We start from the raw sequence: 23,284 nt of genomic DNA, 5'->3' as shown, positions 1-23,284 counted from the left end.
AAAATGAAATATTTGTTGCAGATTAGTGAGCAGGCAGGGAATAAAAGTATTTATCAAGCATCATGAGAATACTAGACTATGGTTTTTTACCATTAAGACTAATTCTCTGTCTATGGAAAACTAGTGAATTCATATCTTTTTTATATTTAGCCATATAGGTTTAAAAAATTTAAAATAAAATTTTATACTACATTTTTAGGAACACGGAGGTATTGTCATCGTCTATCAACTCAGACTATTTATATCAATATCGCTCGACAAAATAGTCGGGAGCATTAATTAATATGAAAACTCTAAGGCTATTGAAAGTTGTTCCCGTTGCTGTTGTACTGAGTATGGTAATTATCCAGCCTAACTGGGCAGAAGTACCATCAATTCCCATTCCAGCCAAATTACAATCAGACCCACTAGTTTTACGTGGCAAATCTGGGGGAAGTGTCCACAGTAACTGCGGTAACATTTCTGATACACCCAATCAAATTATCCAGGTTACAGAGTCAATGCCTTATATGCGGTTAAGTGTTGACAGTCCTGGACAACCAACGTTGCTAATTGACGGGCCTGGGGGACGCTTTTGCGTTTTAGCCGATAGCTACTCAAAAAGCAAACCAGAATTATCCGGTTACTGGCAAGCTGGAAAGTATTCGCTATACATAGGTGAATTATCTCAGGGAGAGTATAACTATACCCTTTCAATCTCGCAACAAAAAAAGCCGAAATTAAAGAATTAGAGATTTAAATCCATAATCTCAAATTCCTTCAACTAGATATAGTACATCAGGTCTCTCTGCTTTTGAGTGGTTCGCCGATCGCATAAATCTTGTAGTGTGTACTTTTGTAAAACAGCATTAGCAGCTTGGCAAGCTTCTTGCCATACTTCTTGGATGACCTGAGTTTCTATATTGTTAAAATTTTGATGAGATACTGGGGCGATCGCATCTAATCCTTCAATACAAGTCAAACTATCCAGTAGAGTAATTGTGCGAGGGTCTCGTGCCAAAACGTAGCCACCTTTAGCACCACGTATACTTTTAATCAGACCCCCACGCCTTAAAGTTGCCAATAATTGTTCTAAATAACGATTTGGTATATTTTGTAGCTCTGCTATTTGTCTAATTTGCAAAGATTCACCCCTAGAGTAGCAAGATGCTAGTTCTAACAGGGCTAGAAGTGCATATTCCGATTTATTAGATATTTCCACAAGCGTAAATTTTTATACTTGTAATCATAGCTTTTGAAGTTGTTGACTTTGCTTTTCTCAGCTAATTTTGAGCAAAACTGATCATGCAACTTATATATTTAAAGTCTTAATTTTACTGTAATGACTCTTATTAATAAGAGCAATTGCTTTTATTTTTTATTTCAATAAAAAAAACTGATAAATTATCTATGATTGTCGGCAACCGTATGAAATAGCAAGATTTGCAATTATTTCGGCTTTTTACCTAATTGCAACGTGAAACAATACCAATTTGGATGAAACATTGCTATAATAATTAATCGTGGATGAATGCGGCGACATAGCCAAGTGGTAAGGCAGAGGTCTGCAAAACCTTTATCCCCCGGTTCAAATCCGGGTGTCGCCTTAAGGCTTTCAGCCTTCTAAGGATTAACTAAATAACCTAACTGGGGTAAGTTGATAGTCAAACTGATAGTCAAAGGGTCACTTTAGGGTTAAGTTGACTAAGTTATGGGGTAAGCCTTGGTTAATACCATGACTACTAAAACCCTAAAAGTTACCCTCAATGATAAACTCTATTCCCAACTACAAGACTTGGCTAACTCCCATAACATCTCTATGGCAGCCCAGATCAGAATACTTATCAGTCAGGCAGTCTCAGATAACCCTAGAGACTACCCTGAGTAACTTAAATGCAACTCTGGAAAGGATTGATAGCGCGGTTGAGAAGAATACCCAGGCGATCGCTAAGTTAACCAAGTATCTAGAGGATAAGGGATTATGAATAAAGCTAGTATTTGGAAAGCCTTAACCCCTGAGCAAAGACAAAGGTTAAAGGAAATCCTAGCCAGTAAGAAAGAAACCCAAGGTCAACCAGAATATAAACCTACCTATGGGGAACTAAGAATGGCTTGGAAGGCTAAGAACAATATCAAATAAACCCTTAAGACCCTCTGGTTAACCCTTAGAGGGTTTTAGTTTATCTAAGGCGGGTAATAAGGCTCGAATGATACTGAAATCTACTCATAATAGGTTAACCTAGTGTGCCAGTTAAGGCTAGGCACTAGTAAATCTAGGGAGTATAATGGGAGTATACTGATTAGCAAAAATAACAATAAGTAACCAAGTTTATACTAGACAAGTTTTAGGGCTAGAGGAGTATCTGATCGATTTAGATAAAGGTGAGCTAGATAACCTATCTACTATCCCAGCAATAAAGCCAGCTATCAAAGTTTTATACACTGCTCATGAGTCTAAGGTTGACTTAGGTGCGATATATATTGATAGCCTGCCTTGGGCTGAGGGTGAGGAAGTATTTCTTGAGGATGGGGAATAGAAACCATGACAGATAAAAGAACCAACAGGAAAGTTAAGTTACAAGTCTGGTTAACCCAAGAGGAACATGAGTTATTAAACCGCGCAGCTATTACCACAGGTCAAGGTATGTCTAGCTATGTCCGGTCTAATGTTCTGAAGGCTATCCGGGAAGACTTAAAGGGTATCAATGATAGAGTCTAATCTATGTTATAGGAGATAAACATAAGCAGAAAGTAAGATTCTAAAATACAGAACACATAAGTAAAACTCTATGGATTTCTTAAAGCATTAGAAGATAATCTATGCCAATAGCTGAAACCCTGATTATTTGGTAGGTAAAAGCGGGTAGCTTAGGAAATGACATTTTACTAGTAGTAAGGTCAATGAGGATTACAGGAATGACTAGAACACTAAAGGTTAACTTCCGGGCTACTGAACAGGAAATGGCAAAGATTAAGGAGCTTGCGGCGATCGCTGGTTATTCGCAGTCAGAGTATATCCGGCTGGCTGCTTTAGGGTTCCTAGTACAGCCTCAAGAAACCAAATAGGGTTAACCAGTAACCAGCTAGTTAACCCCAAGACCAATATTCAGATTAAACAACATTAGGGCAGATGCCCAAAGGAAGTATATATGTTAGATTATAACACAGATAACTATAGTCAGTCAAGCTTTACTGGTTTTGATGATGATGATAGTGATAGAGGAGTATTACTACTGTCTTGGTTGAGGTCAGTAGACTTCTTTGGTAGGGATTATGTAGCTGGGAGCGATAAGGCGCATGGAGATCATAAAGCGGGTAATGAGATTGAGAGAGCTAGAAAGGCGGCTAAGAAGTATGTAGAGGAATCTAAGGATAAAGCCTTTGCTTTCTGGCAAGTATTTGAGGCTGTCTATGCGGCTAAGTTAGAAAAAGATGCTTGGTCAGAGGCTATTCATTATGCTGGTAAAAAGACTAACCTAGCTAGATTAGTGGCAGACCTTGAAATAGTAATAGGGATGTCTAAACCGAGAGCAAGTGAAGGCTTTTATAAAGGTCAGCTAAATCGATTGGTAGATGGTAGAGCTTTCATGCCTGTTCAAAGGTATTTGGATAATGTCTATGCAAACTACTCAGAGGCTTGGGTACACCCAGGTACTAACCCTAAGACCTTAAAAGTATCCCCCGATGATATGGCTAAGGATAGAAAGGGTAATCCATTAAGAATAGACCTAACAAACCCAGATAACCTAGAGAAACTTTGCTCTAGTGGTTTCACTCTAGTTCATGACTTTAAGCCTTTCCCGCAATGGGATGAACTAGCCTCTATTTTATTTGGGACTGAGGATGAACTGTCTCAGGCTATGCTGACCTTATTTCTTATCAACTGCTGCCGGAGGGCTTTTAACCCTGGTTGTATTCAGAAGCGGGTATTGGTGCTTAAAAGTAGCCAAGATGATGGTAAGTCAGCATTCTGTTCTACTTTGGCACTAGGTTGGGGTACTGAGTTATCCCATGAGAAAAGTGAGGCTGATATTATCCGCCTAATGAGAGCTACATGGATTATGGAGTTAGCCGAGTGTGATAAGCACTTCAAGGGTAGAGAGTCTAGCACTTGGAAAAACCTGATATCTACCAGAGTAGATAAGTACATCGAGAAGTATGAAACAGAGGTCACAGAAGCCCCAAGAGTAACCTGTTTTATTGGTACAACCAACCAAGATAGATTCCTTACCGACCCTACAGGGAATAAGAGATATTGGGTAGTAGAGATCGCAGAGGGGCATAAGCTACCTATAGAATGGCTACAAAATAACATTGATCACATCTGGGCTACTGCCTACCACATATATAAACAGCAATATCCTACAGACTTAAGTGATAACCAGAAGTTAGAGTCAGAAGCCAGAAACAGAGAATACATGATTGAAGGTAGTTTTGTAGAACAGCTAGAGAGGGTTCTAGAGGGTGCTACTAAGGAGGGGGCTAAGAACATAGCCTTTAAGGTTCTAGATATCCAGTTAGCTCTAGGTACTCATAATGACAACCAAGCTAAAAACAAAGCCGCAGTCATTAACAGCCTTAAGCAGCTAGGGTATGCTGAGAAGCCATTATGGGTTAATGGGAAGACAGAGAGGTTATACAGGTTAGCAACAGAGACTAAGCCAGTTAAGGCTAAATATATTCAGGGTGAAGGTTGGGTATATTGGTCAGATAAGCTTAATGATTGGCAGATATCCCATGAGACAGCTATAGAAGACCGCAAGAAAGCTAGAGGTCAAGCCTAGATAACCTAAAGACTACCCTAGGGGAAACCTAGGGTTATCTTTTCCTCTAATCGCTTCAATGCGCTTAAACGGTAATCCTTTATATCCCCCTGGGATATCCTTACATTCCTTACATTTTGTGTAATGGCTAGAAACCTTGTTATATATAGGTTATGGTATTTCCCTTACATCTCCCTTACATTTTTATAGGAATAATGTAAGGGCTATAAACCTTATAGGGAGTAGGTTATAGCCATTCCCTTACATTCTTACATCAAAAATAGCTAATAAATAGTTACAGAATACCTATAAGAACTAACCATAAAATCTATGTAAGAATGTAAGGAAAGTCCGTAAGTCACACCAGATAAGCATTACAGCCATTTAGGGGATGTAAGGGGTAAATGTAAGGGATGTTCTAGAAGCTATTACCAGCAACACTTACAGCCATTTAAGGATTTGTAAGGTGGTAGCACCTAAAATGTAAGGAATGTAAGGGAACTCAAAAGGACTCAGAAGGTATAATCTAATCACTCAACTCTACACTTATCAGAGTCAAAGATAGTTGGCTGGGCTGACCTAGCGATCGCATCTGTACCCATTGCCACATAAGAGTAAATAAATAGCAGTCTATTTAGTTCCTGGACACTTTCAGGCGGTAAAACCTGTACCAGTTCGGCATACTCGGTATTTTGGAAATCTTGCCTAGTCTTCCACAGGTAGATATTATTACTCTCAAAGTTTCTTACTACCTCATCCCGGTCAGCAACCATTACATAAGCCAGGGTGTTATTAGTAGTCTTAAACTGGTGTACTATTGCCCCAGCTAAAATACCAACTACATAAACCTTACACTGGCTACTATCAAAGGTTCCCTCAGTATTCTCAAGTGTCACTTGTGACTGAGGCTGTGATCTAGGCTGACTAATAAAGCTGATTAATGTTAATAATGCAAATACAATAGCCGACTGTTTAGGGTACTTCCTAACAAGTTTCCTGATTAGCTCAAATAGCTTACTCATGGTTAACTAAGTTACTCTACCCGCTTAGAGTACCCAGTTAACCCATTAAATAACCCCTCCAGAAACCTAGAGGGGTAGCGATCGCCTTAGCTGTTAACCAATAACTGTTTACTATATATCCCTAATCAGTCAATAGGGTTCCTAATGGAACCCCTAAGACCTAACCTAGTAAGCTCTGGATGTACAAGGCATCATCAGAGGTTAACCCTGATAGCTCTGGTAACTCCTGAGTAGCCTTCTCAACTTCTATGATGCGCTTCAGTAATGGTAATACTCTGGTCTTTACTTCCCCAATCTGGGCATAAGCGGGAAATGCTGTAGGGTCTTCAAAATGCAGGCTAAGTAACTCATAGAACCATACATCAGTACCAAAGGGGTCATTAGCTAGTTCCCCCAGGATGGTATTAAAAACAATCTCTTGGTATAACTTCTGAGGGTCTTGGTACTGCTTACCTTTGTACAATAAACCTCCATTACCAATAAAGGCAGTCTGGCATTCAACCCCATACCAAGGATGACTGATCAGCTTGATAACTGTACTGATAAAGAAGCTTAGTTGATCATCTTGGTCTTGATAGACTTCCTTATATTTTCTGTAGACATCAAAGAAGATATCAGGGTTAAGTTTACCTAGTCTAATATAGCTATCTAGGTACTGTTCTAAGAACTTAACTAGCTTAACTTTGGAGTTCCATTCAAAAGCCTTAGCCTTAGCTTTCTCAGCTTCCTGTTTATCTTTCTCAGCCTTTAAAGCTGCTAACTGGGCTGCCTGTTCTTTAATCCTTTGTTCTAAGTTCATATTGTTTCCTTTATGAGTTTATCTAACTATATTTTGTCAACCTACTTTGGCTGACAAAATACCTAGAGAACTACTAGAGGATTATTAAGATGGCTAAGGATAACAGGGTCACTATTCGATTAACAGACAGCGATCGGGAATGGCTAGATGGTTTATCAGCTAAATCAGGGTTAACCATAACTGAAGTGATTAGGGAAGTTTTAAAGCTGGCTAGGATGTCCAACAGTCAGGCTAAGGCTTACCATGATTGCCTAGAATACCTCCAAAGGTTGGAGCCTGAGAACTTCTTAAGCGGGTTAGATGAACTGATTAACCAGCTACAGGAGGTTAAGGCTAATGGTAAGTAGGAAATGCCCAATATGTAAGTTAGACCCTGGACAGTTAACCGAGTTTAACCAAAGGGTGTCTATGGGTTTACCTGCCTCAGCCTTAGCGGATTACTTGGGAACCTTGGGTGTTTCGGCTACCCCTCAGATGGTTTATAACCACTTTAAGCACTCTAGGAAACCAGCAAAGCCAATAAGCTCAGAGGTGTTGATACCTAAGAAGATAGCAAAGCTGGTATCTGAGGATGGTTTAAGTTCTGACCAGAGACAGGAGAGGTTATTACAGATATCCTGTGATATGGCAGATAGCCTTTATGAGAAATACCAGGAAACAGGGAGCCTAAGAATCTCCAGAGAGCTTCGAGAATGGTCAGATGTCGCCAATAGGATTATTAGGGACAGACAAGAGCGCGAAGGGCTACCAGAGCCTAATATACAGGTTCAGATATCCCTTGAGAGTTTAGAGGATACCCTAGCTCTACCAGATGCGGATTATGAGGTTAGCTAACCTTTGGCTAACTATTTCGATAGCCATCGAAACCTTTAAAGAGATAGGAATGAGAATCATTATTATCGCTGAAGTAAGGAATAGGCTCGACTGAGCAAGCAGGTTAGGCAGTCGAGGCTCCTAGAATCCTTATGGGTACTAGGTTTATGGTTGGGTAGCTCTGGTCTTTCTTACTTATTTCTTACTTGACTAAATCAGGTAAGGACAGATGTACTTACTCATGTCCTAATGCAAAGCCCTTGAGTAGTTAGCAGCTACCCAAGGGACTATCAAACTTAAAAATATTCTAATGACCATTATAACACATATTGCGCTTAATGGCGCAAGTAGAGACTCCAGTTATCACAGAGACTCTTTCGGCGATCGCCTAGCCTGTGGTAACTCATGGGAATATAGCCTAGCTGAGTACCTAAAAACACAAGGGTTAGACAAGGTAATCCACTTAGACCAGTATATGACCTACCGAGCGGTCTATTTTAACTATAAGGCTGACCCGGATAACTGGAGAAACCGAGATCAGTCTAAGTTAGCCCCAAACCTCTATTCACAGTTCCAAAGGGACATCCGAGTTATCCACAATGGTAAAGGATATAACCTAGAGGTCAAAACTAAGGCTAATATATTTGGACAGCATAACATCTTGGTAGGCGGTATTGCAACCAGATGGGAGAGTTATAAGTTCCCTGTTCACTTCATAGTCGCCATCGATCGCAACACAGGGGAAGCTAGGGTCACTGAGGCGGATAAGTTAACCAGAGAGACAAGCTGGCTAAGAGTCCAGAGTCAGGAGTTATCCTATGCAGTCCCTAGGCACTTGTTTAGACCCTTAGATAGCTGGCTAGATTTTATCAAAGGTTAACTATGAAAAATCCCCAAGGGTAATACTTGGGGAACCAAACTTAACCTAAAGATACCTAGCCGACTATATATTAGGTAGCTCTAAAGGTACTGTGTTACCCGCATAATGCTTAAGGATAATCTCAGGGCTATTACCAACTAACTTAGCCACAGAGCTTACAGTTAGTCCCTTAGTTGACCCTTCAGCTAACATCAGGGTAATAAATGTATGTCTAGTGTTATAAAGGCATCTATAGCGGTCTAGCTTACCCTCATTGATTAACTCTTGAATAACCCCTCGGTAGTTCTTCTGTCCTACTTTGCCGCCTTTCCATACCTGATTAGAAAACCTAGTGTTATTAATGATGCCACCTGTAGGACTAGTAAAGACTGATTGCTCTGGATTTACCCTAGTAGGTCTAATGGATAGCAGCAGTTCTCTAAGTTGCTGGCTACAGGGAAACTTCCTAGACTTCCCGGTCTTAGTGACCTTCCTAATATCTAGCTGGCTATCATAGGACTCACTAAAGATTATCTGGGTACACTCAGGGTTTATATGTTTCCACTGGAGGGCGATCGCTTCACCAGTCCGGCAACCAGTCCAGAATAAGAACTTAACAAATGGCGCATAGTGGGGTCTAGTTTCCTCAAATGCCTTGATAATGATATTCATTTCTTCTCTACTGAAAGGATCTATAGCATCTGAATCATGCTTAGGTAACTTGATATCCTCTGACATCCCAGCAAAGGGGTTATCCTTGGTTAACCCAGAACCAACAGCCCATTTACAGCAAGCGGATATGTAGGTTAGTACCCTTTTAGCTGCATTAGGGGATAACTGGCTAAGTAAATGATCTCTGATAGCGATCGCCTGGGTTAAGTCCTGGGTGGGTAGAGACTTGATATGGTTCCTATACTTCTTTATGTAATCTTTTTGGTAAGTTGTAGCGGCTAACTGGGGTTTCATAAACTCACAATAACCATCCCAAAGTTCCATTAGATCAGCCTGGGGTGTCTTAGGCTTCACTAGGGTTAACTGCGGTTGCCTGTAAACCTCTAGTTTCTCTTTGTAGATGGTTAGGGTAGGGTCTAGCTTGCCAGTGAGTATATCCTCCTCTATCCAGTTGGCTACAGATGATACCCTTCTGCGATTAACCTCATTAGCATCCAGTCCAGTACTCAAGTAAACTTGCTTACCACCCTCAGTCACAGTTCTAGGTAATCTAAGTCTTAACTTACCTCTGTAATCTTCAATGCCTACATTACCCTTAACTTTCTTGGCTGTATTCATTTGACTATCAATAACCTTTATCTCTCGCAATGATAGTCAGGATGATAGTCAAAGTCAAGGTAGGTTAACCTTGTTTCTTACTAATAAAGCATTTTAGCGGCTACAGGATGCAAAGCATCAGGTCTGCAAAACCTTTATCCCCCGGTTCAAATCCGGGTGTCGCCTTTAAGGATAAATAAGCCAAACCCTTTACTGGGGTAAATCAGCCAATGGGGTGCGTTATGGACGTAAGTCCTAAGAGGATGTCTGAAAAGTTGAAAATTATACTAATAACCCCTCTCCAAACCTCTCCCCGAAACGGAGAGAGGCTTTGAAACCCCCATTCCCTTGTAGGGAAGGGGGGCTAGGGGGGTTAGGTTTCTAAGGCTTTGATGTTAATAAGAATACTTTTCAGACATCCTCTTAGACCTCTTGCATAAATCTTTTTTTGTCTCGCGCAAAGGCAAGGCAGCGTGTTGGGCGGGTTCCCCGACTTGAAGCGACTGCCGCGCAAAGACGCAAAGGAAAGCTCACAAATAGGTACTTTTGCAAGAAGTCTCTTGATTTCTCATTAGTCCGCGCAGGCGGACTTCGTCTGTGTAGTAGCGAATTATATTCGCCCAAAACTTTTCAAACAACCTCTGAGATTTCATCTCTTAATTCAGCAAACCCTTGAATTGATATTAGATGATGGTTGAGCCTGGAATTTCTGTGACTGGTGGTTCTCCCCAAGTTTCGATTTGGTTAAATGTATGTTTGCTTAAAGGATAAAAACGAACGCTATCTTCTGAAATATTTATTTGCTTGCGGAGTCTTTTTCGCAGTTCATTATATTTATTTTGGGTAAGAATACATTCAAATACTGAATATTGTACTCGTTTACCATAACCTTCTAGTAAATCTGATACTTTTTTGCGTCTTTTATCGCAAGGTATATCATATACTACTATATAAAATAGCATTAACTAACGAATTTGATAAGGATTATATAGTTGCCTAGGCTGATATACAAATTCTTTGAAAAATTTAATTTGCTGTGTCATTAAATCCCAGCGTGGTTGTTTCTCTAATTTGGCATTTTGCACTTCTTCTTCCAACCGCTGTAAAAAATATTTGATATATTTTGGGCGACCGTAATTATTGAGATAGCAACCGCCATTATGATATTCAAAGTCTGTTTGCACATCCATGACTTTGCTGTTAACTAGCCACAATACTAAAGAATCAATAATGGGGACACGAAATTCTTCTATTAAATCAGAAGCAAGGGCAGCGTGGCGTTCTGTGCCTTGATGCAGACAAGCATAGTAGGGGTCTAGTCCTTGAAGTTCAATTAATGTGAGTAGATGATTCCAGAGAATTTGATAGCCAAAACTTAGCATGGCGTTTACCGGATTTCCAGGAGGACGGCGACTTCTAGCTAAAAATACAAATTCAGGATGATTTAAACATTCACCAAATGCCGAAAAATATTGTGCTGCGCCAGCACCTTCTAAACCCATTAATCGTTCAATTGTTTCAGATTCACCTACTTTTTGTAGTAAGACTTCTAAACTTTTAATAGCGATATCAGCAGATGTGGAAGGGTTACGTCGCTGTTGCCGCATTAAAAATGTGCGGCTATTTTTGAGTTTAGCTTGAACAATTTTTCTTGCTACTAAAAAGCGTTCTGTAACTGTTAAGTTTTGCTGATAGCGAGATAACTGGCGATATCCTCGTTCAATTGGCATTAGCCTACCATAACAATATCCCATTCGAGATAGGTAAGCTATGGGAATATTTCGCCAAAGGCAAGTACGAATTACTTGGGTAGTAAGTTGAGATTTACCAAATATGAGTATTTGTTCTAGTAGGGGTAATTGTACTTCGCCATGAATAGTTTCACCTTGTTTAACAATCAGGGTTTCACCTTTGAGGGTAATGTAACAACCTTGCCTTGATACGTAAAGTGTACGCATAAAATGTTGAGTAAATGTTTTAAATACAGCGTATTTCAGGTAAATGAAGTACAAGCGTAAAACCCAAAACTACGTAGAGACGTTACATGTAACGTCTCTACAGTATTCCACGAATATGCAAACTGCTGTAAATCAACGGAAACATGATTAATTTTTATTTTCTTTAGTTAGTTGTGATTGTTTGGTGAGAACTTCGGTGACTAAGGTTTTGATTTGTGTTGGTTGTAAAAAAGTTACTATACTATCACCAGCGGTAGCATTAACAAAACTGGCTAATGTGACTAATAGTGTGTTGATGATTACTGCTGTGAGTCCTAAAGGTGCTATTAATAAAATAATTAGAGTGATAGCGCCGTTAACTATGGCTACTCCTAAATTACGCACTAATGCAGCGCGGGAAGAAATATACATAAGTTTTATGCTTTATAGTTGTGCAAATCTGGCTTATTTTTTAAGGTAAAGGCTGGTTTGAGTTTATGCTAGTGTTTTCATGCGAATGACGAATTTTTAGTAATTTTCTATTTTCTCGGCGACGGGGTTGCTAAAATTTGGAAATGGTAATGTTTTCGTTGATCCGGCCGATGTCTTGCTGTGTAAGGGTTTTGGGTTATTTTATGTTCGCTGTTAGTGCAAAATTTTATGTACTCATCGACCCGGCCGCAAATGACCTCTGGACATTAGGCGCAGGAAGGGTTTAAATAATGAGGTCACTTCTATTCAATGAAGTGGAATTAATGGAAACAATTAAAGGATTAAAACTATGACTCAATACGATATTGACTGGTCACTTCTATTCAATGAAGTGGAATTAATGGAAACTTGATCCAATTGTCACAAGGCTCCATTGCATAACCCCTTGGGTCACTTCTATTCAATGAAGTGGAATTAATGGAAACTTTGACAAAGCAACGCCAATCTGAGTGACCTCCAGTTCAGATAGGTGTCACTTCTATTCAATGAAGTGGAATTAATGGAAACAAAGCTTTCCAGGTTCAAAAATAATTTCATGGTTTTCGTCGTCACTTCTATTCAATGAAGTGGAATTAATGGAAACTTCAAATCAGCTACCCATAACATCCAACCGCGAGGGGGTCACTTCTATTCAATGAAGTGGAATTAATGGAAACTAAGTACCTTCACTGCGGGAACTGTGGTTTCCTTGACGTCACTTCTATTCAATGAAGTGGAATTAATGGAAACAGTCCTTATTCACGCATTGGAGAACAAGCACAAAAGTCACTTCTATTCAATGAAGTGGAATTAATGGAAACAGCAACAGCATTTGAACCGCGCATTTGATTAAGGTGTCACTTCTATTCAATGAAGTGGAATTAATGGAAACCCCAAGGTAATATTTCTCCAATAGAAGGTAGGTTAAGTCACTTCTATTCAATGAAGTGGAATTAATGGAAACCTGGACTACTATTACATCATCTTTTGCGATGTAAAGCATGTCACTTCTATTCAATGAAGTGGAATTAATGGAAACTGTCTCTAACTCGTATTGCAGACATCTTAGGTTAAATTCGTCACTTCTATTCAATGAAGTGGAATTAATGGAAACTGACCAGCAGTATTCTTACCATCTAGTAAGTTACCAGTCACTTCTATTCAATGAAATAGAATGAATTAGCATAAAAATGGCGAGGTAATTAAATCTCGCCATTCTTCAAAGCAATTTGAGTACAACTTATTAACTTTTACTGATAAACAGATAAAATATCTTTGCCCATACCCTTGACTTTTAGTATAAAATCTTCTGGTCTTACTACCTTGACGTTGCCACCAAAACCAACAACCCATCGCAAAAATTCTACATCGCCTAAATACCACTTAGGCAATATTAATTGAAAGCGATTAGGAAAGTATTTATCTGTCGTTTTCTTCAGGCAGAAAATAGATTTTGGTAGTGTTGATATAGCTCTACCTACAGGCAGAGACATTTTCATTTGCTTGCTAGGAAATCTTTTTGTACCTTCGGCAATAAACCGAAATATATCATCATTAAACCATAATTCTACTGTTGTACAAACCTGTAAGCGTTCTTGCTTATCTTGACTCAGAAATTTACTTTGGTCACTTGCACTATATCCTAAAAAAATCCCGGCACTAGCAGCTGAGAGTTTCTGCAATTTTGCTAATGAATTGTCTTGTTCTTGTGGAGAACGTACTTTTGTTTGTGGTTGTCCAATAAATAATCTATCTAAACGTTCAAATCGAAATAATCCTTGATATTTTCCACTTGCACATTCAAATCCTAAATACCAGGCTTGGTTACAAAATACGATTTGCAAAGGGTAAGCTAAAAAAAAGCCTTCTTCATCCAAAGCAAATTTACCACCGCCAGGAAAGCGATTTAATTCTAAAAGTTGTCCTTGAGCGATCGCCTGCTCTAATTGTGCTAAATTTCTACAAAGCGCATCTGATGGTAAAAATTCTGAGTCAACTATATTCCGGTTGGCGATCGCCCGCACGGGATACACTTGATTAACACTTAATTTACTTTGCTTCATTCGCGTCGCAAAGGTTTCATAAATATCCAACGCTACAGGATCATTCAAGCTTTTAGCCTGAGACTGAAGCACATCAAAGACTTTGATTAATTCTTGGGTTGATAAAATTGCTGTCCCAGCAAAGTAGCCATCTCTCAAGGGGAAGTCTGGCAATATTTTATAAGGCTTCAGCACTTTTTCGATATCTTTGCGAACAGTATCTAAATTATCACCATCTATAATGTTATGTTGCCTCAGTGCCGACACCAGAGTTGGCAAACTTCCTGTTCCTGAATCTAGCAAAAATGGATGCTGAAGTATGAAGCGAATAATTTGAATTAGCCTTTGAAAGCTGTGATAGTCAGAATAAGCATGAGTGACAAAAGTTGAGAGTCCAATGGCTTGATCAAGTGGTGGAATAGTTACAGCAGCAGAAAAGGTATGATTCCCAATCAGTGAAATTTGCTGTAACCAGTTTATATCGGATGCGATCGCTTCAGCATCAGCATAGACTTGACCACACAATTTACCTATACAAGCAGTCACTTCTTCTATAGAACTAGCAAATTCAGGGACATAACCAAAAATGCTTTCTAATAAACTGGGGTTAGCGAATTGCAAATTTCCTATTCCTGGATAGCGGATGATGAGGGAAATTAAATACATCAGGCGTTCAAAATTTAACAGCTGACTGTAAGAATGCAGAGTTACGTGACTATTACGGTTAGCGCGGTTGGTAAGTGTGCGCGGAAGTTGTTGAATTTGCGTTTGAATTTGTTGAATATGGAATTTAGGAGAAGTGACATCAATTGCTTTGACTGTGACAAATCCTTCTGCGGCGACTGGCGGAAACTCTTGCAGAGATTTCTGCATATTCTCAATGATGATATCTGGAACTTGGCGACTTCGCTTTTGATTCCATAACTTACAAGTTGCAATAGGAGTTTGCAGATACCACCCCATCCACTGCACTTCAACGTCTTTCAGCTTTTTTAGCAAATCCATTCGCCATACACGCTTGGCATTAGTAGCATCATAAATGACAGGATTACCTTGAGCGATCGCATCCACAATCTCACAGATAACTGCTTTCTCCACCTCTACCCACTCACCTTGAATATTTGCATCACCGTAAAGTGAGGCGCGAATTGCATCAGTAGAGACAATGCGATAATTCCCCAGCTTTGCTAACTCGGCTGCAAAAGTAGATTTTCCACTACCGGGGACACCCATGAGAAAGTGACAAATCATCAAAAGTTCAAGGCTAAAAGTTTTTCTACTTTAACTTTTAGCCTTTATTTGTTGATTGTCTATTGTTCTTAAGCGAATAACCAACTATTTTTTATTTAAGTATTTACAAGTATAAATTTATACATTAATATAAGAATAAGAAAGGCGATCGCCCTCCGCCAAGAGCTTGCGATCGCCTTTCACTAAACCCCCACAATGGGAGACAATTACAATCATGGCACAAGTCAAAAAATTTGCACCATATCAAAATTTCGCTCAATCAAAATTACAACAATACATAGGTGGCGAAACCTTAAATACAACCGTAAATCAACCTGCTGCAAATTCATCACCCAAAAGAGAACCGATTAAACATCTATTAATTGGTTCACCCAAAGCTGTTAGCAGTACAATTCACTATCTACAAATTATTGGCTACGCCAGCACAGGCGACTGGAGTCCACTATTACCAACCGCCAACCCAGACGAAGTAATGAGTATTTTAATTCGTCAGATTTTGATGTAAGTTTCCATTAATTCCGATTTAAAAATCAGAACCCCGACTTTTCTAAAAAGTCGGGGTTCTTTGTTTATGTTCTGATTTTAGGCGATCGATAAAGTCAACGCGCGTGTGCGTAGCGTAAATGTCGAGGACGGCAAGTTTCCATTAATTCCACTTCTAAATAATAGAAGTGACTACCCAATAGAAAAGAGGGTACAAACTGGGCGATCGCAATAGTTTCCATTAATTCCACTTCTAAATAATAGAAGTGACCTGAACTATTTAAGGCTTCTAAGTTTGCCACTTATGTTTCCATTAATTCCACTTCTAAATAATAGAAGTGACACATCCTGGCTTCTTCTCCGCGTCTGGTAGAAGTGTTTCCATTAATTCCACTTCTAAATAATAGAAGTGACTTGATTGATAAGTGCGTTGACTGCCGTTATTAAGTTTCCATTAATTCCACTTCTAAATAATAGAAGTGACTTTAATGCTCTATCAATCTTTAGCCACTTAAAGCCATTGTTTCCATTAATTCCACTTCTAAATAATAGAAGTGACTACAGTGCCATTGAACGCAACCATGAAGGGTGGTTGTTTCCATTAATTCCACTTCTAAATAATAGAAGTGACGGCTTGCCTTGATAGCTTGCGCTGCAATCGACGCGTTTCCATTAATTCCACTTCTAAATAATAGAAGTGACTTCAAGCTTATCCCAACATCTGTCAACTATTCGTCGTTTCCATTAATTCCACTTCTAAATAATAGAAGTGACTGGAAAGGAAACCTAGGTCTGAAAACAGGCATAGGTGATTTGTTTCCATTAATTCCACTTCTAAATAATAGAAGTGACCAAGCCGTTAACTTTAATCCCTGGCAGTATGTCGGTTTCCATTAATTCCACTTCTAAATAATAGAAGTGACTCTACTTACTTTGTAGACGCACTTAACGCAAGCAACTTCAGTTTCCATTAATTCCACTTCTAAATAATAGAAGTGACTTCACTGCCATCTGGAGTTGCCCAGTTGCCAAAAATACGGACGTTTCCATTAATTCCACTTCTAAATAATAGAAGTGACCTCAAGCTTTTTCCAACTTCATCCCGCCCGATTTCCGTTTCCATTAATTCCACTTCTAAATAATAGAAGTGACAAATATCCCAATCAACACAAAATTCACGTTCCATGTTTCCATTAATTCCACTTCTAAATAATAGAAGTGACCTAATGACTTCCAAGTTATCCGTGATTTAGAGTCTGTTTCCATTAATTCCACTTCTAAATAATAGAAGTGACCTACCACCGTTGCCTGATGCCGAAGTTCTTTACGTTTCCATTAATTCCACTTCTAAATAATAGAAGTGACCCATCACTCATGGCTGATTATATAGCCGAGACAGGATTTCCATTAATTCCACTTCTAAATAATAGAAGTGACTATTTAGTTGCCAAGGCATCAAAAGCCCTAGCGCCATTTCCATTAATTCCACTTCTAAATAATAGAAGTGACAGGCAAGTAATGCTGACATCTAGAACTTGGCGCAATTTCCATTAATTCCACTTCTAAATAATAGAAGTGACTGCTGCCTTCTAAAACCTTGATATTGCAAAGGTTTCAAAGCCACTTAGCGCGGATGTAGAAAGAAAGTAGCATTTCAGCCATTGCCTAGTCAAGATATTACTTTTGCAAATCGCCTCAAAAGGATAACAGACAAAGCTTTGAAGAATTGCGCGAATCTTCATTTTGGTCTCATCATACTCAAAGCTAGATGCCATAAGCTTTTGAACCACAAAAATTGCATCAAAATCTCAAACACCCACCCATCCGCGCAAGTGAAACATCTTCAAGCCGCATAGGCGGGTTGCGTATGTGTAGAGGTGGCGATCGCTGTTCCCCTGATGAACCAGTATGTTCAGTGAGCGATCGCTAAAACAAATAATAACTTTTAAATTCGTCATTCGCATGAACAGGCATTTACATTTTTGATTTTTCCAAGAAGATAGAAAAGTCACACCACCTAACCAAGCAAACACACAGATTGTTCTCCGTCGCCTACCTCGACAATCAGCAAAATTCCAATTGTTACAAAGTATAACTACTGAATAAAAAATCAAATTTAGACAGTAATTTAAAACATGACTGCAAAAGGCAATACCGTACCAGTGATAAAATATACTGCTATCACCTTTGCACCTGTACAGGGATTCATCGAAAAATCCCGTAAACTTCGAGACTTGTATGGTGCATCTCTCATTCTCTCCTATCTCAGCCAGCAACTAGTAAAAGAAGCCGAAAAAACCACAACAGTAATATCTCCAGCACTTCCCAACCTTCAAAAAGGAATGCCAAACCGCATACTTCTCAAAGGAGAATTTTCCAAGCAACAAGTTGAACAAACAATATTATCTACATGGAAAAAAATATTGCAAGAATGTCGGTGTTGGATAGAAACCAAATTACCAGACTATACCTACCACTGGGAAAGAGAATGGACAAACTGGGGAAACCACACCTGGGAAATCTTTTGGGGAGAAGACGATAGTATTCCAGCAGCAATGGAAGACTTAGAAACCCACAAACTTTCCCGTGGGTGGACAGCCTTAAATTGGATAGGAGAAAGTTCTAGTTTAACAGGTACAGATGGCATAGCCTTTCCCGGCTTAGGTGCAGAAGCAAGAAACCCTAAAAATCGCCAGTGGACTATAGAAAAAAATGATATTCAAACTTTTTATAAACGCCTCGCCTGTGTATTAGAAAATCTTCCCCAAGATGCAGAACCAGAAGGTAAATTTTTTGCCACTAACGAAAAATTAAGTATACCCGAATTAGTTAAACGTTTAGTCACCCTCCCCGAAATTGCCCACAACTTAGGGATGTCTAAACTAGAAAGTTTCACTGAAATATATCGCGGCCCCGAAGCCAAAAACGAAGAGGGAAAAGGACGCTGGACAGGTTGGTTTATGGGTGACGGCGATGAAGTTGGTAAACACCTCAAAAAACTAGCAGACTTAGACAATAGTGATGAAGAACTTAAAAAGTTTAGTCAAGCCATGCGTAACTGGGGAAAAGACTTTAACCGCGACTTTCCCCAAGAAATTGGCAGAGTAGTATATGCAGGTGGCGACGATTTTTTAGGCGTACTTTATCGAGAAAAAGACCAAGAACCAATCACAGCCAACCAAGCATATTCCTGGTTAATAACATTGCCTAAAATTTGGGAAAAGCATGATCAAAAAATCGGTTTAAGTGTCGGCTTTGTTTGGGCAGGTTCTAGCGTTCCTCAAAGAGATATTTTACAACATTGCCGAGAAGCCGAAAAACTAGCCAAATCATCAGGACGAGGGCGAGTCACCATCAGAATCGTCTTTAACAGTGGTCAATATGTGCAGTGGACTTGTCCTTGGGATTATCTAGAGATATTAACTAAATACCAAGATAGAGAAGGTCAAACAAACTGGAGTCATGTTTATCAAGATTTAGCACATTTAGAAGCTCGACGGACATTTAAGATTGAAAATAAAAACGAAGCCTATATAGTCCAAAAATCAGCTATTGAATTTTTTGAGATTTACTTTCCAGGAGAAGGCAAGAAAATACTAGATGATAAAGACAATAAATTAGTTCAGCATCTAGTAGGATTCAGCGACAGCGAGGATGAAATAGGCAGAGCAAGAAGCACAATAGATTGGATTACTGATTTAATTAAAGTAGGCTGGCATTTATGTTCAAATACCTAATTAGTATTAATCCTTTAGGATTTATGTATGGAAGTGCTGGCGCATTTCTTTCACCAGAAAATTTAGTAGGACGGTCTGGTGCTAAATTTCCGCCCGAAGCTTCTACACTATCAGGTTTAATATTTAGTATTAACAAAACAACTAAAAACTTTGCTCAAACAGAATTAAGAGACAACCTCTATGTTACAGGCCCATTCTGGGCTACATCTGATAATAAACAGAACTTTTACGTCCCCATTCCTTGGCATAAAATAATTGCCAAAAAAGGCATAGGAGAATGGAAAATAGAAAATGGGGAATGGCAGTTAGAAAAAAATATAGAACAACCAGAACCCGATTATCGCTGGCAAACTATTACATCTTGGAAAGACTCACCAAAAGCACTCAAAGCCAGTAATAAATCAATTGCTAATAATCCTTGGAAGTTTGTTTCTTTTCTGCACCCTAAAATTAAACAATCAGAACGTTGTGTAGAAACAAGCGACGGACTATTTCTAGAAAATTCTGTGCAAATTCCCGAAGATATATGTTTAGTTTATTTATCAACCTATCCCATAGAGAACGGTTGGTATCGCTTTGGTGGTGAAAATCACATTGTAGAAATATCTTGTGACAAAATTAACCAAAAAACATTAGATATTTTAAATCAAACCATTGGTCAAACTTTCGCCTTAATTACACCAGGAGTTTGGGGTTCTAATCGCATATCTCATCGCTATCCTCAACACGAAAATTTCCCCGAAACCATCCAAATTTTAACAGATAAACCAGTTCCTTATCGTTATCGTTCCCAAGGCACATTAGGGAGAGGACGTTACGCTGTTCCGGCCGGGAGTGTTTATGTTCTCAAAGAACCGATAAACAAACCTTGGTGGGAATGGGATGAAGCATGGTTTCCTAAAGAAGGTTACAGCTTGAAAAAAGTTGGTTGTGGTTTGTGTTTACCAGTAGAAATTAAAGGAGTTGCATAAAATGTATCAAAAAGCTTATGGCATTATTGAAGCTTTAGCACCACTTCATGTAGGTGCAACTGCGGGAGAAGAAAGCGGTAATTTAAACTTAATATTCCGTGACCAATTTACGCAAACAGGCATCATTCCTGGTAGTTCCATTCGTGGTCGTATGCGTGCAGAAATGCGCCTAATGGCCAATGGCGAGGAAGAAGCAAAATATTGGTATGGTAATGAAGCTAGTTCAGAACAATCAGATACAAATAACGAGTCCATTGTTAAATTTGAGTATGCTTCTATTCTTTGGATTCCTGTTTTTTGCCCTGGTCAACCAATAGTTTGGGTGAGTAGCCCTCGTTTACTGCAACGTTACAAAAGAATTGCTGGAGATGTAGTTAAAATCAAAGATAAATTCCTCAAAGATATAGATATTCCTGAACCATATACAGGTTCAACTAATGTTAGGGCAAAACAATTACCAGGTGGGACAAAAACTATATTCTTCAACTTGGGATTTTTAACTATCAAAAAAACCACAGACTTGTCTGCTTGGTTCCCATCAAAAAAAGAGCAACCAGCAGTAATAGTAGACGATAGTGATATTGGCATGATTCATGATATGGCCTTATATCGCCAAAGTCGTGTGCGTTTAAAACTAGACCAAAAAGTAGTAGATGGTGGTGGTTTCTTTAATACCGAAGCTTTACCAGAAGGAACAATATTAGTATTTCCGATTGCGATTAAAAATAATCAACCTACTAAAACATGGCAACCTTTTAAAGGCAGTCACAGTGCAGATATTTATCTTGGTGGCTTAGAATCTATCGGCTTAGGTCATTGCGAATTAACTTTAAACGGAATTTAAATATATGACTTGGAAATCTTACAACTTAGACCAAGAAGCACAAAAATTAGTTCTCAAACATCGAGATAAAAAAGGAGTCATTGGTCAATCTCACAAAATGCGAACTACTGTAGCTTATGGTTTAGAGCGATTTTGGGGAGAACAATTAAGACTATTAGGTAAAAATGATCTGAAAGAAAAAGCCAAAGGTGAATATTGGCGAGATACTTGGAAAGTTTTTATCAGAATTATGAATGATGCAGGCATTAAACTGCCTAAAGAAGATGTCAGTGGCAATAATACCCAAGAAATCCAAAATTTTGCAGCCAAATTATGGGAATTTCCAATTGACGACCAAAGAATATGTTTAGCTGTGCTGACACAATTTTGTGACAGCTTAGTTTGGTGGACTCAGCGTTATAAAAAAGCAGGAGATATTGATGACGAATAGTAATGAAGTTCCTTTAATGTTTCAAGCACCAGTAACTGGACGAGGACAAATTCAATATATCCAAGAACCAAAACAATCAGAAAGATGGGTTGATGAATGGGTAGAAGCTGCTGCAACACAATCGCCAAAATTTAATAGTCATGTCAAAACCAAAGAGTATAAAATTACTTGGCGTTTTATCACTAATAGTGGACAAGATGAAGATATAATTCGCCCAGTTATCGGTGCTAATGGGTTTCCCTATTATCCTGGTGCAAGCATGAAAGGTGCTTTTTTACGTGCTTGTACTCCCCAGCAGAGACAAAGATATTGCGGTAGTCAAATTTCTAACAATGAAACCCACGCAGGAATACTTCGTTTTCATGGTGCGTATCCTCAAGATGATAGTTGGTGTGAACAACAATTAATTGATGTAGTTCACCCTCAAGAAAATTGGCAAATAAAAAATAGTGCTTCTCATGCTGCTTTTCTGCAAATATCCCTCTATCAACCTACGTTAGTCTTTGGTATTTCTAGCATTATTGAACTAGAACCAAGCGAATGGGAAACTATCTGGAAGATTTGGGATAAAGCTATAGAAAAAGGTATCGGTTCCAGAGTTAGTGCTGGTTATGGTCAACCTATTAGTCACCCAGAAACTAAATTATTTTCTGTTAAGTTAAAAGGAAAAGGACTAGCCTCGCAATTAATTGATAAAAGTGGCGAATTTCGTCCCAATATGTTTAAAGCCGCCTTACGGGGTCATACACTGCGGCTATTTAGTGGTATTACTGATGAAAACACCGCCGAAGAATTAACCAAAGAACTTTGGGGAGGATTTGCTGGTGCTAATGGTGCAGTAGTTGGTCAATTAGGTATTGCATTTAATCCGATCGATTTAACATTAGATGAATTTCGATATAACAGAAATGTCATCATGCCTGTTTATGAGTTAGAAGCAGGCGTTTTAAATATTCTTTGTATGCAAGATTTCACAGATGAATATAAAAACGAATTGAAGAACTTAGCCAGACAAATTCTTAAGTTTGCACTACTTCTAGGTGGTTTTGGTAAATCATGGCGACGTGTTGATCATAGAATATTTTTCCCTGAATATCTAGAAAATGGCAATAAACCGATGATAGGTTGCCATTGGGAATTTCTTAAATCATCAAATAGCTATTATTTCCCAGTCAATAAAATTAACAGCGTAACTAATATCATTGATGGTGTGCAAAAAACTATCAATAATTGGCTGGTTCTCAAAGGTAAAAAACCAAGTCCTCAACCTAATTCTTGGCGGGAATCGTTTCATCCTCAAAAAGTGCAAGTTTGGGGACGCATCGCCCAAGATGAAGATGATAGTCAGGCGGTAATTTGGTTTCACGATAACTATCAAGGAAACCACTCAATTAAAGGTTCACCTCTCACCGGAAAAATGGGGAGAATTGGCAGAATTTGGCATCGGATGTACCCCCGTTATATGAAACCCAAAGACGGAGAAATACACCGTAGTAGAGATAAAGACTATATAGAACTGCTAACTATTTTTCCAGATAGAACCGATGAGCGAACACAGAATTTTTTGAATTTTTTACAAAACAGTGAATTTACCAAACTCTGGGGAAATTAAAT

General features: G+C 38.9%; 24 protein-coding genes, 2 tRNA genes and 2 CRISPR repeat arrays. Of the genes, 18 read left to right on the top strand and 8 right to left on the bottom strand.

Features of this window, described 5'->3' with window-relative positions; genetic code table 11:
• The first annotated feature begins 284 nt into the window (after positions 1 to 284).
• Positions 285 to 731, top strand: a complete 447-nt coding sequence (locus ACMX3D_RS23880; protein WP_482748289.1) for a hypothetical protein — start codon at positions 285 to 287, stop codon at positions 729 to 731.
• Between the two features lie 32 nt (positions 732 to 763).
• Here the strand turns inward: ACMX3D_RS23880 and ACMX3D_RS23875 are convergent, their stop codons facing one another.
• On the bottom strand, positions 764 to 1,201 hold the full coding sequence (locus tag ACMX3D_RS23875; protein ID WP_482748288.1) for an Rrf2 family transcriptional regulator: 438 nt from the start codon (positions 1,199 to 1,201) through the stop codon (positions 764 to 766).
• A 313-nt stretch (positions 1,202 to 1,514) separates the two neighbouring features.
• Here ACMX3D_RS23875 and ACMX3D_RS23870 point away from each other — a divergent pair.
• The 6 genes from ACMX3D_RS23870 (at position 1,515) to ACMX3D_RS23845 (ending at position 4,763) form a co-directional block, all read left to right on the top strand.
• Positions 1,515 to 1,586: transfer RNA gene (locus ACMX3D_RS23870), tRNA-Cys, on the top strand.
• 128 nt (positions 1,587 to 1,714) lie between these two features.
• On the top strand, positions 1,715 to 1,867 hold the full coding sequence (locus ACMX3D_RS23865) for a hypothetical protein (RefSeq protein ID WP_482748287.1): 153 nt from the start codon (positions 1,715 to 1,717) through the stop codon (positions 1,865 to 1,867).
• A gap of 93 nt (positions 1,868 to 1,960) precedes the next feature.
• A complete protein-coding gene (locus ACMX3D_RS23860) occupies positions 1,961 to 2,119 on the top strand; it encodes a hypothetical protein (RefSeq protein WP_482748286.1) in 159 nt (52 codons plus the stop codon).
• Between the two features lie 402 nt (positions 2,120 to 2,521).
• Complete coding sequence (locus ACMX3D_RS23855; protein WP_482748285.1) at positions 2,522 to 2,698, top strand: type II toxin -antitoxin system TacA 1-like antitoxin; 177 nt, start codon at positions 2,522 to 2,524, stop codon at positions 2,696 to 2,698.
• Between the two features lie 197 nt (positions 2,699 to 2,895).
• Entirely contained in the window at positions 2,896 to 3,045 is a 150-nt protein-coding gene (locus ACMX3D_RS23850; protein ID WP_482748284.1) for a plasmid mobilization protein, read from the top strand.
• An 83-nt stretch (positions 3,046 to 3,128) separates the two neighbouring features.
• Positions 3,129 to 4,763: a VapE domain-containing protein gene (locus tag ACMX3D_RS23845; protein WP_482748283.1), complete on the top strand. Its 1,635-nt coding sequence runs from the start codon at positions 3,129 to 3,131 to the stop codon at positions 4,761 to 4,763.
• Positions 4,764 to 5,272: 509 nt separating this feature from the next.
• On the opposite strand, the gene ACMX3D_RS23840 is transcribed toward ACMX3D_RS23845, so the two are convergent.
• Entirely contained in the window at positions 5,273 to 5,638 is a 366-nt protein-coding gene (locus ACMX3D_RS23840) for a hypothetical protein (RefSeq protein WP_482748282.1), read from the bottom strand.
• 286 nt (positions 5,639 to 5,924) lie between these two features.
• On the bottom strand, positions 5,925 to 6,563 hold the full coding sequence (locus ACMX3D_RS23835) for a hypothetical protein (protein ID WP_482748281.1): 639 nt from the start codon (positions 6,561 to 6,563) through the stop codon (positions 5,925 to 5,927).
• 89 nt (positions 6,564 to 6,652) lie between these two features.
• On the opposite strand from ACMX3D_RS23835, the gene ACMX3D_RS23830 reads away from it, so the two are divergent.
• From ACMX3D_RS23830 to ACMX3D_RS23820, 3 genes are all read left to right on the top strand, one after another.
• A complete protein-coding gene (locus tag ACMX3D_RS23830) occupies positions 6,653 to 6,910 on the top strand; it encodes a ribbon-helix-helix domain-containing protein (RefSeq protein WP_482748280.1) in 258 nt (85 codons plus the stop codon).
• Complete coding sequence (locus ACMX3D_RS23825) at positions 6,900 to 7,397, top strand: hypothetical protein (protein ID WP_482748279.1); 498 nt, start codon at positions 6,900 to 6,902, stop codon at positions 7,395 to 7,397. Before ACMX3D_RS23830 ends, ACMX3D_RS23825 begins: the two co-directional genes overlap by 11 nt.
• Positions 7,398 to 7,686: 289 nt before the next feature.
• The gene (locus tag ACMX3D_RS23820) at positions 7,687 to 8,256 is read left to right on the top strand and encodes a hypothetical protein (RefSeq protein WP_482748278.1); all 570 of its coding nucleotides are present in this window, start codon (positions 7,687 to 7,689) and stop codon (positions 8,254 to 8,256) included.
• A gap of 63 nt (positions 8,257 to 8,319) precedes the next feature.
• Here the strand turns inward: ACMX3D_RS23820 and ACMX3D_RS23815 are convergent, their stop codons facing one another.
• Complete coding sequence (locus ACMX3D_RS23815; RefSeq protein ID WP_482748277.1) at positions 8,320 to 9,525, bottom strand: tyrosine-type recombinase/integrase; 1,206 nt, start codon at positions 9,523 to 9,525, stop codon at positions 8,320 to 8,322.
• A 98-nt stretch (positions 9,526 to 9,623) separates the two neighbouring features.
• Here ACMX3D_RS23815 and ACMX3D_RS23810 point away from each other — a divergent pair.
• A tRNA-Cys gene (locus ACMX3D_RS23810) sits at positions 9,624 to 9,690 on the top strand.
• A gap of 497 nt (positions 9,691 to 10,187) precedes the next feature.
• Here ACMX3D_RS23810 and cas2 read toward each other — a convergent pair.
• From cas2 to ACMX3D_RS23790, 4 genes are all read right to left on the bottom strand, one after another.
• Positions 10,188 to 10,466 carry a CRISPR-associated endonuclease Cas2 gene (gene cas2 / locus ACMX3D_RS23805; RefSeq protein WP_482748276.1) on the bottom strand — a complete coding sequence of 93 codons (279 nt, stop codon included), beginning with the start codon at positions 10,464 to 10,466 and terminating at the stop codon, positions 10,188 to 10,190.
• 3 nt (positions 10,467 to 10,469) lie between these two features.
• Complete coding sequence (gene cas1, locus ACMX3D_RS23800; protein ID WP_482748275.1) at positions 10,470 to 11,462, bottom strand: CRISPR-associated endonuclease Cas1; 993 nt, start codon at positions 11,460 to 11,462, stop codon at positions 10,470 to 10,472.
• 147 nt (positions 11,463 to 11,609) lie between these two features.
• On the bottom strand, positions 11,610 to 11,873 hold the full coding sequence (csx18, locus tag ACMX3D_RS23795; protein WP_482748274.1) for a CRISPR-associated protein Csx18: 264 nt from the start codon (positions 11,871 to 11,873) through the stop codon (positions 11,610 to 11,612).
• A gap of 295 nt (positions 11,874 to 12,168) precedes the next feature.
• Positions 12,169 to 13,026: a CRISPR direct-repeat array (repeat unit 36 nt; unit sequence GTCACTTCTATTCAATGAAGTGGAATTAATGGAAAC).
• A 136-nt stretch (positions 13,027 to 13,162) separates the two neighbouring features.
• Positions 13,163 to 15,205, bottom strand: a complete 2,043-nt coding sequence (locus ACMX3D_RS23790; RefSeq protein ID WP_482748273.1) for an AAA family ATPase — start codon at positions 15,203 to 15,205, stop codon at positions 13,163 to 13,165.
• A gap of 211 nt (positions 15,206 to 15,416) precedes the next feature.
• On the opposite strand from ACMX3D_RS23790, the gene ACMX3D_RS23785 reads away from it, so the two are divergent.
• The 7 genes from ACMX3D_RS23785 to ACMX3D_RS23755 all read left to right on the top strand — a co-directional run bounded on the left by ACMX3D_RS23785 (position 15,417) and on the right by ACMX3D_RS23755 (position 23,282).
• Positions 15,417 to 15,710, top strand: coding sequence for a hypothetical protein (locus tag ACMX3D_RS23785; RefSeq protein ID WP_482752413.1), 294 nt, complete (start codon positions 15,417 to 15,419; stop codon positions 15,708 to 15,710).
• Positions 15,711 to 15,844: 134 nt separating this feature from the next.
• Positions 15,845 to 17,268: direct repeats of the CRISPR family, unit length 37 nt; unit sequence GTTTCCATTAATTCCACTTCTAAATAATAGAAGTGAC.
• A gap of 215 nt (positions 17,269 to 17,483) precedes the next feature.
• Positions 17,484 to 17,618, top strand: coding sequence for a hypothetical protein (locus ACMX3D_RS23780; protein ID WP_482748272.1), 135 nt, complete (start codon positions 17,484 to 17,486; stop codon positions 17,616 to 17,618).
• 205 nt (positions 17,619 to 17,823) lie between these two features.
• Positions 17,824 to 19,425: a Cas10/Cmr2 second palm domain-containing protein gene (locus tag ACMX3D_RS23775; protein ID WP_482748271.1), complete on the top strand. Its 1,602-nt coding sequence runs from the start codon at positions 17,824 to 17,826 to the stop codon at positions 19,423 to 19,425.
• On the top strand, positions 19,410 to 20,396 hold the full coding sequence (locus ACMX3D_RS23770) for a CRISPR-associated protein (RefSeq protein ID WP_482748270.1): 987 nt from the start codon (positions 19,410 to 19,412) through the stop codon (positions 20,394 to 20,396). The genes ACMX3D_RS23775 and ACMX3D_RS23770 overlap by 16 nt, the downstream gene beginning before the upstream one ends.
• A gap of 1 nt (position 20,397) precedes the next feature.
• Complete coding sequence (locus ACMX3D_RS23765; RefSeq protein ID WP_482748269.1) at positions 20,398 to 21,240, top strand: RAMP superfamily CRISPR-associated protein; 843 nt, start codon at positions 20,398 to 20,400, stop codon at positions 21,238 to 21,240.
• Between the two features lie 4 nt (positions 21,241 to 21,244).
• A complete protein-coding gene (locus tag ACMX3D_RS23760; protein ID WP_482748268.1) occupies positions 21,245 to 21,670 on the top strand; it encodes a hypothetical protein in 426 nt (141 codons plus the stop codon).
• Positions 21,660 to 23,282 (top strand): hypothetical protein, encoded by a 1,623-nt coding sequence (locus ACMX3D_RS23755; RefSeq protein ID WP_482748267.1) that lies wholly within the window; start codon positions 21,660 to 21,662, stop codon positions 23,280 to 23,282. The genes ACMX3D_RS23760 and ACMX3D_RS23755 overlap by 11 nt, the downstream gene beginning before the upstream one ends.
• Positions 23,283 to 23,284: the final 2 nt, after the last annotated feature.

This window comes from Anabaena sp. TISTR 8404, assembly GCF_056847745.1.
This window is presented reverse-complemented; position numbering and strand designations above follow the sequence as displayed.